The 10,219-nt window shown below is 45.5% G+C and carries 12 protein-coding genes; 6 read left to right on the forward strand and 6 right to left on the reverse strand.

Translation table 11 applies throughout. The features are described 5' to 3' along the window. Positions 1-70: 70 nt before the first annotated feature. Entirely contained in the window at positions 71-1,000 is a 930-nt protein-coding gene (gene znuA / locus ACTHY5_RS09405) for a zinc ABC transporter substrate-binding protein ZnuA (RefSeq protein ID WP_441879015.1), read from the reverse strand. A gap of 85 nt (positions 1,001-1,085) precedes the next feature. On the opposite strand from znuA, the gene znuC reads away from it, so the two are divergent. After that, positions 1,086-1,823: a zinc ABC transporter ATP-binding protein ZnuC gene (gene znuC / locus ACTHY5_RS09410; protein ID WP_441879017.1), complete on the forward strand. Its 738-nt coding sequence runs from the start codon at positions 1,086-1,088 to the stop codon at positions 1,821-1,823. Next, a complete protein-coding gene (gene znuB / locus ACTHY5_RS09415) occupies positions 1,813-2,601 on the forward strand; it encodes a zinc ABC transporter permease subunit ZnuB (protein ID WP_441879018.1) in 789 nt (262 codons plus the stop codon). The genes znuC and znuB overlap by 11 nt, the downstream gene beginning before the upstream one ends. A 90-nt stretch (positions 2,602-2,691) precedes the next feature. Here znuB and ACTHY5_RS09420 read toward each other — a convergent pair whose 3' ends face one another. Together ACTHY5_RS09420 and ACTHY5_RS09425 are read right to left on the reverse strand one after the other, a co-directional pair. After that, entirely contained in the window at positions 2,692-3,306 is a 615-nt protein-coding gene (locus ACTHY5_RS09420; RefSeq protein WP_441879020.1) for a uracil-DNA glycosylase family protein, read from the reverse strand. Positions 3,307-3,386: 80 nt separating this feature from the next. Next, on the reverse strand, positions 3,387-4,331 hold the full coding sequence (locus tag ACTHY5_RS09425) for a D-2-hydroxyacid dehydrogenase (protein ID WP_441879022.1): 945 nt from the start codon (positions 4,329-4,331) through the stop codon (positions 3,387-3,389). Positions 4,332-4,479: 148 nt separating this feature from the next. On the opposite strand from ACTHY5_RS09425, the gene ACTHY5_RS09430 reads away from it, so the two are divergent. Further along, complete coding sequence (locus ACTHY5_RS09430) at positions 4,480-5,061, forward strand: YjaG family protein (protein ID WP_441879023.1); 582 nt, start codon at positions 4,480-4,482, stop codon at positions 5,059-5,061. A gap of 299 nt (positions 5,062-5,360) precedes the next feature. Here ACTHY5_RS09430 and ACTHY5_RS09435 read toward each other — a convergent pair whose 3' ends face one another. Both ACTHY5_RS09435 and ACTHY5_RS09440 read right to left on the reverse strand, forming a co-directional pair. Further along, positions 5,361-5,834, reverse strand: a complete 474-nt coding sequence (locus ACTHY5_RS09435; protein WP_441879025.1) for a MarR family winged helix-turn-helix transcriptional regulator — start codon at positions 5,832-5,834, stop codon at positions 5,361-5,363. Positions 5,835-5,928: 94 nt separating this feature from the next. Next, on the reverse strand, positions 5,929-6,465 hold the full coding sequence (locus ACTHY5_RS09440) for a YaeQ family protein (protein ID WP_441879027.1): 537 nt from the start codon (positions 6,463-6,465) through the stop codon (positions 5,929-5,931). Positions 6,466-6,673: 208 nt separating this feature from the next. On the opposite strand from ACTHY5_RS09440, the gene ACTHY5_RS09445 reads away from it, so the two are divergent. After that, entirely contained in the window at positions 6,674-7,348 is a 675-nt protein-coding gene (locus ACTHY5_RS09445; RefSeq protein WP_441879029.1) for a metal-dependent hydrolase, read from the forward strand. 106 nt (positions 7,349-7,454) lie between these two features. Then, on the forward strand, positions 7,455-8,558 hold the full coding sequence (locus ACTHY5_RS09450; protein WP_441879031.1) for a phosphoribosylaminoimidazolesuccinocarboxamide synthase: 1,104 nt from the start codon (positions 7,455-7,457) through the stop codon (positions 8,556-8,558). 77 nt (positions 8,559-8,635) lie between these two features. Here the strand turns inward: ACTHY5_RS09450 and crp are convergent, their stop codons facing one another. After that, the gene (gene crp / locus ACTHY5_RS09455; protein ID WP_441879033.1) at positions 8,636-9,274 is read right to left on the reverse strand and encodes a cAMP-activated global transcriptional regulator CRP; all 639 of its coding nucleotides are present in this window, start codon (positions 9,272-9,274) and stop codon (positions 8,636-8,638) included. Positions 9,275-9,458: 184 nt separating this feature from the next. On the opposite strand from crp, the gene ACTHY5_RS09460 reads away from it, so the two are divergent. Beyond that, a complete protein-coding gene (locus tag ACTHY5_RS09460; protein WP_441879035.1) occupies positions 9,459-9,863 on the forward strand; it encodes an OsmC family protein in 405 nt (134 codons plus the stop codon). The last annotated feature ends 356 nt before the right edge of the window (positions 9,864-10,219 follow it).

The raw sequence follows: 10,219 nt of genomic DNA on the forward strand, positions 1-10,219 counted from the left end.
TTAGTATGAGTCTTATAGAGCCATGGCTAGCAATAAAGTTCATTATTGTACCGTATTTCCCCCTAATTATTTAGGGTTTATTAAGTAAGCAGTTAGTTATGGCATCAGCCAACTGATGCATAAAAGAAAAATAACTACTTGGGCTTGGTTTAATGCTGCTGGCTAATGGATCTAATGTCCCCATGCGTGCTTGGGTATTACGTATCACAGCTTCTATGACGGCGGGTTTAAATTGTGGCTCAGCAAAAACGCACCTTGCTTGAGACTGGCGCAATGCTTGATGAATGCGAGATACGGTTTTAGCGCCCGGGGCGCGAGCTGGGTTGACGGTGAAATGCCCCAGCATTGTTAGCTGATAATGGCGTTCCCAGTAACCATAAGCATCATGAAATACAAAATATCCAATTTCTTTTACAGGGGCTAATTGCGCAGTAATCTGCTGATCGGCTTGTACTAAGCCTGCTTGAAAGCTAGCTAAATTATGTTGATATCGGTTTATGTTGTCAGGGTCTAATACCATCAGTCGTTTGGCTAATAACTCGGCAATAATACCGGCATTATGAGGATCTAACCATAGGTGAGGATCTTGTGTGCCGTGGTCATGTTCATGATCTTGGTTTTCAATGATAATTTTATCGGTATTATGTGCAGAGTCTTGTGATGAATGATGAGGGTCATCACGCATATGTTGGTCTGTTATCTGTGCCATTAACGCCAAACTGTTCGGGTGTTTGGCCAATAGTGGGGCTAAAAATACTTCTAACTCAGGGCCGATCCACAGTACTAAGTCGGCTTTTTTAACGCGACGTACATCAGAGGGGCGTAGCGCATAATCGTGAGGCGACTTACCAGGCGAAAGTAATAACTGAGGAGCAGTGCCGCCCTCGGTAATGGCGCTGGCAATTAGCTGTAAGGGTTTAACGGACGTTAAAACAGTGACTGCATAAGCGGAGTTATTGAGCAGCAATAATGGCAAGAGCAGTAAGAGTAATGCTTTCATTAGGCATTCGATCCAAGAGGTCATAGCGTTTAAATGTTTGGTTATGTTATAATATAACAAATAAAAAAGTAAAGGCGTAAGTTGGATGACTAAGCTACTTGAATTGACCGATGTAGGGTTAAGTATTGAAAATAATGTCATTCTTGAGCGTATTTCGTTGGTGTTACATAGGGGTGAAATTCTTACTATTGTTGGCCCAAACGGTGCTGGAAAAAGCTCTCTAATCAAGCTGGTATTGCGTCTTAATGAGGGCCATACGGGAACTTTATGGCGAAAGTCGGGGTTGCGCATTGGTTATGTTCCCCAAAAATTACATATAGAAACTGTGTTGCCATTAACGGTAGCGCGATTTATGAGCTTATCTCATGGTCGCCGCATGACTGTGGCACAGGCGTTAGCAAAAGTGGGGGCTGAACGCTTGGCTGATCGTGCTATGCAGGCATTATCCGGTGGTGAGATGCAGCGCATTTTATTGGCGCGGGCGTTAATGATGAGTCCTGAGTTATTGATTCTCGATGAGCCTGCTCAAGGGGTAGATGTTCATGGGCAGACCGAGCTGTACGCCTTAATTAAACAGCTAAGTGACGAGCTGCAATGTGGGGTACTTATGGTGTCGCACGACTTACACCTAGTGATGGCCAGCACCCACAGGGTGATTTGCTTAAATCAGCATATTTGTTGCCACGGTGAGCCAGAAACCGTGGCGCGCCATCCTGAATTTGCTCGTTTATTTGGCCGCCCAGAACTAGCGCAACTGGCGGTATATACCCATCATCATGACTGCGACGATGAGCACCACGGAGACGTACGTCATGTGGGATAGTTTTTTATTGTATGCGCTATTGGCAGGCTTAGGCATTGCCGTTTTAGCGGGGCCGTTGGGCAGCTTTGTTGTGTGGCGACGCATGGCTTATTTTGGCGACACTTTAGCTCATTCCTCTTTACTGGGGGTGGCGTTTGGTTTGTTACTGCATATTGATTTAACGCTATCGATACTGATGGCCTGCTTATGTTTAGGGGTGATATTAGCGGCATTACAGCGCTCTAGTTGGTTGGCTACCGATACGCTGCTGGGGATTTTAGCACACACTTCGTTGTCGTTAGGTCTAGTGGCGTTGGCGTTTATGGATAATGTGCGTGTTGATTTAATGGCCTACCTGTTTGGCGATTTACTGGCTATTCAATTAGTGGATTTATACTGGATTTATGGCGGCGGAGCCGTGCTGTTATTGGTATTGCGCTATTACTGGAGTCAGTTATTATCGATTACAGTGAGTGAAGAATTAGCGCGGGTAGAAGGCATTCGTGTTGAGGCCCTTAAGTTGCTGTTGTTAATGATGATCAGTGTGCTGATCGCTATTGCCATGAAGTTTGTGGGTGCATTAATTATTACCTCTTTACTGATTATTCCAGCGGCCACCGCCCGACGTTTTAGCCGCTCGCCAGAGCAAATGGCATGTTATGCGATAGGGCTTGGTATGTTGGCGGTACTGGGTGGCTTACAATTATCCGTAAGCCACGATACCCCCGCCGGCCCCTCGGTTGTCGTCGTCGCCGCAGGCTTCTTCTTGCTCTCGCAGTTAATACCTAAAAGAGGGTGAAGGCAGCGCCCAACACCAAGCCAAAGAAAAACATGTCTTTTGTAGCAGCTTGCTTTAGCTGGCTGATGGCGCGAAGCGCCATGGTTTGGTTTATGTTGAGCTTGGAGCCTGACGCTGGGCGCTCGGCGCTATCACTTCGTGTACTCGTTGGCGTAGGTGGGGTAAAACGGTTTGCTCAAACCAGGGGTTTTTGCTTAACCAATGGCGGTTGCGCGGTGAAGGGTGTGGCAGGGGTAAGTGTGTGGGTGCAAAGTCTTGCCAGTGCCTGACGGTGTCGGTGAGGGTTTTATATTGTTTGCCCAAATAATGGCGTTGGGCGTATTGGCCAATCAGCAAGGTGAGTTCAATATTGGGCAGCACTGCTAATAACGGCTCGTGCCAAGTGGGGGCGCATTCAGGCCGTGGCGGTAAGTCGCCACTTTTTCCTCTGCCCGGATAACAAAAGCCCATTGGCATAATGGCGATAAGTGATGGGTCATAAAATTGTGTTTTACTCAGCGCTAACCAGCGGCGCAGGGTATCGCCGCTGGGATCATTCCAAGGAACACCCGTTTGATGTACTTTCAGCCCTGGCGCTTGGCCTATGATTAAAATGCGCGCTTGAGGTGCCATTTGCAGCACTGGTCTTGGCCCCAATGGCAGGTGTTGTTCACAGAGTCGACATGCTCGAGCCTGTGTTAATGTTAGCTCAAACTTATCTCCCATATCAGGCTCTCCTAGCGTTCAGTCGCCTATTGTTTATTTTATTCTTTTAGCAGGAGCAGTGTGACTGCTCCTGCGTATTTTTAATACCCTAAGTTAAAGTCAACCAAGCCCTCCATAGGCTGCTTATTAATGTACTTTAAATAGTTACGGCTAAAACGCGTTACAATTTGCTCAGGAAAACTATAGCCTGAGTTATGTGGCGTGAGCACCACATTGGGCATATCCCATAATTGACTGTCAGTGGGGAGCGGCTCAGTGGCAAACACATCCAATACCGCAGCACCTAAATTACCGTGGCGTAACGCGTGAATAAGGGCGTTTTCATCAATGACATCCCCTCTGCCAACGTTAAAGAAAATAGCGCCAGGTTTGAAATGTTCAATACGCGCTTTATCAAATAAGCCACGCGTGTGCGGTGTCGATGGCAGTACACTTACCACAAAGTCGGCGCGAGACAATACATTATTTAATGCTGGCTGCTGATAGGTATTATCAAAGCCGGGGGCTTCTCGGCCAGAGCGGTTGATACCCAATACCGTCATGCCAAAATGTTGAGCCGTGTGCGCAATATGCTGACCAATACTCCCAGTACCCATAATTAATATTGTTTTGCCACTCAGGCTTTGATAGGGGATAGGTTGCCAGTTATGCAGGCGTTGTTGCTCTTTATAGTGACGTAAATGGCGGGTGAGTGAGAGTAAGTGACCAAAGATATATTCACTCACTAATGGGCCAAAAATGTCTCGTATATTTGTCAGTTGATAGTCATGTCGAGCATCAGGGTCTAGTAATGCATCAACACCTGCATAAGTAGACTGTGCCCATTTGAGGGCGCGTGCTTCTTTTTGACACGCGCGTAGCTTGTCTGGCTCGCCCAATAAAATATCGGCTCTTGACAAGGCCGCTTGAATATCAGCCTCATTATCTGGGGCTAAAATTGTTAAGCCTGGCAAATAGGCTTGTTGTAATAATGCCTGATACTCAGCCTTATCTTGGCTCAGCAGTAACAGGGTATGATTGGCCATACCTTCTCTCCTTTATATACTTTTTGTCGCGGCATTTTATGAGATAATGACAGACATAAACTGATACTCGAATTTGCCGAAAAGTGAACTTTGACCTTAAAGCTTTATCATGGCAAAAATATGCTCGCTTAACCACAAGGAAATGTCCGTGTTTGGTGATAAATTCTATAAAAAAATCAATAAGCTAGCGCCTTGGCAACAAACAGTGTTTTCTTTGGCGCTAGCACAACGCATGTATCCTAACTACCAACTATTTAGTGATACCTGCGAGGCAGGCAGTGGCCAGCTCTTTTATGAAACGCTTAATATCTTATGGACTTACTTGACAGTAAAAGGCTCACGAGTTGATTTAAGCGCTGAATTAGAAAAATTTGAAAACTTTATACCTGATCCTAGCCAATCTGACAGCTATGGAGCTTATCCGGCATTGGATGCGTGTGTGGTATTAGGAGCGGCTTATAATTCGGTGATTTGTCGTATAGGCGATGAAGCCATAGAAGCAAGCAGCGCCTCTTTAGGCACAGTGGCAGGGTTTGTTGAGTTAGTGGCCGAGCGAGAGCTCAGTGAAGAAGAGCTCTATGACACTGAATTGATAATGGCAGAAATGGAATTTCAAGTTGCTTTACTCGATAAAGTGAACCAGCCCAGAGACCCAGAGATCATTTTGGCCATTCGTGATTTTGCAGCTCAAGAAGGCGTATCAAACATTGGCATTAGTTTAGAAGACTAAGGGACTCAGCACTAAACTTAAAGATAACAGAGTCTTGTTTATGCCGTTTGACTGGGTTTGTCCCAGTATGTCGCCGATGGCGGAACTTCTTAAATATTACACCAAAACCTATTTTTGCCACGGAATCCACGGAAAAATAGTGATCAGATCTAAAAGAGATCTTGATGGTTAGAGCGAGAACGAAACTAGACCCAAGCAAAAGTGACAGACGAAACAAAGACTGAATAAGCAGGCAGGTCTGGCTTTCGAGCTTTTACTTACAGCGTAAAGCTTATGGCTGACAGCTGCCTGTAGGGAGTTTATTCGCGCAGTAAGCTGCCCACTTGCAATAAGGGAGCCACATCTAAGTCGTGGGCATTCATCATGGATGAAACGCGCTGTACTGACGACAGTAATAAGTTTTGTTCCCACTCTTCAAGTGATTGAAAGCGTTGAATAAAGCTTTCTTGAAGGGGCGTTGGGGCCGATTGTAGCTTAATGACCCCCTCTTCGGTTAGCACCGCATAGACTTTACGCTTATCGGTTTTGCTACGTTCACGGCGTACTAGCTTTTTTTGCTCTAAGCGATCGATGATGGTGGTTGCAGTCGCTTGGCTCATATGAGTGGCTTGAGCCAAATTACGCATGGTAATATCGCCATGTTCACGGATAGCTTGTAGCAATAACAATTGAGGCCCCGTGAGGCCGGAGGCTTTGCTGAGTTGGCGAGAATGCAGATCGATTGCGCGAATAATCTGGCGCAGAGCCACCAGCACGTCTTCATGTTTTTCCAAAGTCTTTTACCGATGGCTGATGAATTTGCGCGCACCATAGCGCAAATTCATTATGGTTGAAAGTAAAGCATAAATGAGGCTACTTCACTGGGTATTATTGCCACTGACTCAGTAATAAATCTAGGCTGTGTTCACCATTTGTCAGCTGCACTTCAAGTTCTTGCAAAGTGGCAAATAGTTCAATATTACGAGCACAAAGTTCAGCAAGTTGTGTGGGCTGGGGATCATCGACATGATAAATACCCAATCTAGGTAAAGCACGCAGTTCGGCTTGGTGTTTACTCCACCACTCTATGGCACTGCGCCCACCATAGCTATAAACCACCACCTGCTCTGCCCGTGACAAAGCCTGCTTAATACGCTTAACACTGGGCTCACCTAGCTCAACCCACAGCACAATGCGGCCATCGGGTGATATTAACCACAACTCTGGCTCATCATCACTACTTAGCCCTTTAGTAAAGGATAAATCTTGTTCGGCATGTCGTATAAATGCCAGTAAGCGCACCATTAATCGTGTATTAGTCTCAGAGGGATGTTGAGCCACGGTTAGGCTATGTTCGTGGTAGTAGTGCCGAGATAAGTCACTGATAGTTAGGCGAACTTTGTGTAAAGTGGCGGGCAGTGCCATGCTGTCGTCTCATTTAAAAATCACATAGTAACGATAAGCCTGCTATAAATCCACGGCCTTTGAGAAAACGCAGTATTCCCCTGCTATAAAATACACAGATCAAAGCTAAAAAAATTGACGCGAACTAACAGAGTAAGATTGTTAACTGTTTTTATATACAGTGTTACTTGGTATACTTCACTCTCTTTAATCAGCAAAAAGCGTATTAATGGCAAACTTTAAAACGCATATTCAAGTGGCTTCTGTCACCAGTGGTGTTTTGGCTGGCGCCTTGGCTTGGACGCAAGTAGTCAGCTTACCCGAAGCCGCCATCTTGTGGCTAACGGGTAGTTTGGGCGGTATTATGCCCGACATTGACGCTGATACCTCCCGCTCTTTACAAATCATCTTTCGTTTATTTGCCATATTCGCTACCGCTCTGATGTTGCTCTATGGTCGTTTGCACTTACCCCTGCTTAATACATTACTTATGGCCACGGCTTCCTATTTTTTAGTACGTTATCCTTTGCGTTGGGGATTTGCGCGACTGACCGTGCATCGCGCTAGCTTACACTCCTTATTGGCCAATACGGTGTTTGCTATTATGACTGTGGTCGTGAGTCACCACCTGTTTCACTTTACTGGCATACAAGCATGGTTAATGGGCAGTTTTATGTTTATAGGTGCTGTTATTCATTTGTTATTAGATGAGCTTTACAGCATAGACTTAGAAGGTCGGCGCCTTAAAAGATCCTTTGGCAGTGCTTTTAAAGTGATGGCGTGGCCTGCCATATTGCCCAATACAGCTCTGTTAGCCCTGCTAATGTTAGGTTGCTGGCTCTCGCCATCTCCACAGCCACTGTTAGCGATGCTACAGCAACTATGGCCGCTTTCTTTCATCTGATAAGATAGTGATACTGATATCACTAACTACTCCATACGCTGATAATAACGATAATACAGCACTGTGATAGCAGCGCCGATTAACACTCACACACAGGACACAACTGATGAGCCTTGCAGACCAGGTATTGGCCGTAAATAATGATCTTCCTATCCGTACCCAACAGCCGGTACACAGCGGTAAAGTACGCTCGGTATATTGGTTAACAGAGGCCGACAGTCGTCGGTTAATTCAAGAAAAAGGCTACCCCGTTGCCGCTGACGCCCCCTTGGCCATTATGGTGATCAGTGATCGTATCTCGGCGTTCGACTGTATTTGGCATGGTGAAGAGGGCATGCAAGGAGTGCCAGGTAAAGGAGCCGCGCTAAATGCCATTTCTAACCATTGGTTTAAGCTATTTAAAGAGCAAGGTTTAGCCGATAGTCATATTTTAGATATCCCTCACCCTTTTGTGTGGATAGTTCAAAAAGCCAAGCCCATTAAAATTGAAGCCATTTGTCGGCAATATATTACTGGCTCTATGTGGCGCAGCTACGCCAAGGGTGAGCGAGAGTTTTGTGGTATTCATCTACCCGATGGCTTGCAAAAAGATCAAAAGCTGCCCGAGTTGCTAATGACTCCCTCAACTAAAGGGATTTTAACGGGTATTCCCGGTGTACCTGAAGCGGATGATGTGAATATTACGCGGCGCAATATAGAGGATAACTTTGCCGAGTTTAATTTTACACAAGCCAGTGATATTGCCCATTATGAGCAGTTGCTGAGTGAAGGTTTTGCGGTTATTAGCGAACAGCTTGCCAAATTAAATCAAATATTTGTCGACACTAAATTTGAGTTTGGCTACGTGCGTGATGCCCAAGGCCATGAAAAAATGATTTATATGGATGAAGTGGGCACCCCAGACTCTTCACGGATTTGGGACGGTGACGCCTATGCTCAAGGTCGTATTGTTGAAAACTCCAAAGAAGATTTTCGCCAAATACTACTGAATCACTTCCCTGATCCCGATATTTTATTAAATAAAGAGCGGATGCCTGAGCGAGAAGCCCTAGCGCGGGATAATGCCTTGCCAGTTGACGTACTAATGACGATCTCTCGTACTTATGTAGGGATTGCAGAAAAGATTACCGGACAAACGTTAGTACTATCGGATAACCCCAAAGCAGATATTATTGCGATACTTGATAAGCAATATGGCTTAATTGATTAACATCAAACGCTAATAACAATAAAAAAGGGGAAAGAAGCGGTGTAGCAGCGCTTCTTTCCCCTGATTATTTAATGATGTTAGCGAGTGCCAAACACTACTATGGTTTTACCGTGGGCAGAAATTAGCTCTTGTTCTTCGAGCATCTTTAAAATGCGGCCCACAGTTTCACGAGAACACCCAACAATTTGGCCTATCTCTTGGCGGGTGATTTTAATTTGCATACCGTCTGGGTGCGTCATGGCATCGGGCTGGCGAGCTAAGCTTAGCAAGGTTTCAGCAATGCGACCCGTTACATCCAAAAAGGCGATATCCCCTACTTTTTGGCTAGTGGTTTGCAAACGTTCAGCCATTTGCGCCGACACTCGCATTAAAATTTCAGGGTTCACCTGAATCAGCTGGCGAAATTTTTTGTAAGATATTTCCGCCACTTCACAAGGTGATTTAGCACGTACCCAAGCTGTTCGCTCAGGATTATCTGTGTCCTCAAACAGCCCCAACTCACCAATAAAGTCGCCCTTATTAAGGTAAGACAGGATCATTTCTTTACCATCTTCATCCTTAATCAGTACCGATACTGAGCCCTTAACGATGTAATACAGGGTTTCTGCTTTTTCCCCTGCATGAATCAAAGAACTTTTTGCCGGATACTTATGAATATGGCAATGCGACAAAAACCATTCCAGGGTTGGATCACTTTGGGGCTTGCCAATAATCATTTAACTTCCTCTTAATTATTTTTAAGTTGCTCTAAGCGTCAGTCTAACAAAATAGATAGCCCAGTGCGTAGAACATTCACTAGGATAAAAGTCTAATAGCTATCCATCAAGGGCTTAGAGAGTTATCTTCGCTCGTCGCACTAGGTCTGATACGTTATTATGGTTATTTTACACAGGAGTGGATATGAAAGCTAAAGTAAGCTGGATAGAGGGAATGCGCTTTGAAGGACAATCTGAATCTGGGCATAAACTGATACTAGATGGCACCAATCCCGGTCAAGGTGCCAGCCCCATGGAGGCGGTATTATTGGGCGCTGGTGGTTGTAGCGCTATTGATGTGGTGTCAATATTAGAAAAAAGTCGCCAACAGATCAGCGGTTGTGACGTTGAGTTAGAAGCCGAGCGTGCCGAGCAACCTCCGCGCGTTTTCACTCAGATTAATATGCACTTTATAGTGACTGGTCACGACTTATCAGAAAAACGTGTCGCTCGCGCTATTGAGCTATCGATGGAAAAATATTGCTCTGTGATGAAAATGCTCGATAAAGCCTTAGTTGCCACTTCATCTTATGAGATACGCCAAGCTTAGTCACAAGCCGCACACGGCAATGAGCCTGTGCATGGATTGATGAGCTTGTTCCCACAGGCAGCAGCAGGCTACGAAAAAAACCGGGTTGTTTAGTCGCTTTACGCCTTATACCAATCTAAGTAAAAATGTGATCTGATTTAAAGCTGGATCTAGAGGAAACAGAGTCACCTTCCACGACACGCCATAAACCCATCCATGGGGGCTCGGGAAATGCCATCCCTGGCATTGTCACGGTCGTGGAAGCCGATCTCTGTTACCTCTCTTGAAGCTCCGAGCTGCCTGCTAATCCCATTTACAGGCGGCTTCGTGGTATAGGGGCGGATAAAGGGATCTACATCAGCGACCATCACATGACA

Source organism: Oceanisphaera sp. (assembly GCF_052084945.1).
Taxonomy (GTDB): Bacteria; Pseudomonadota; Gammaproteobacteria; order Enterobacterales; family Aeromonadaceae; genus Oceanimonas.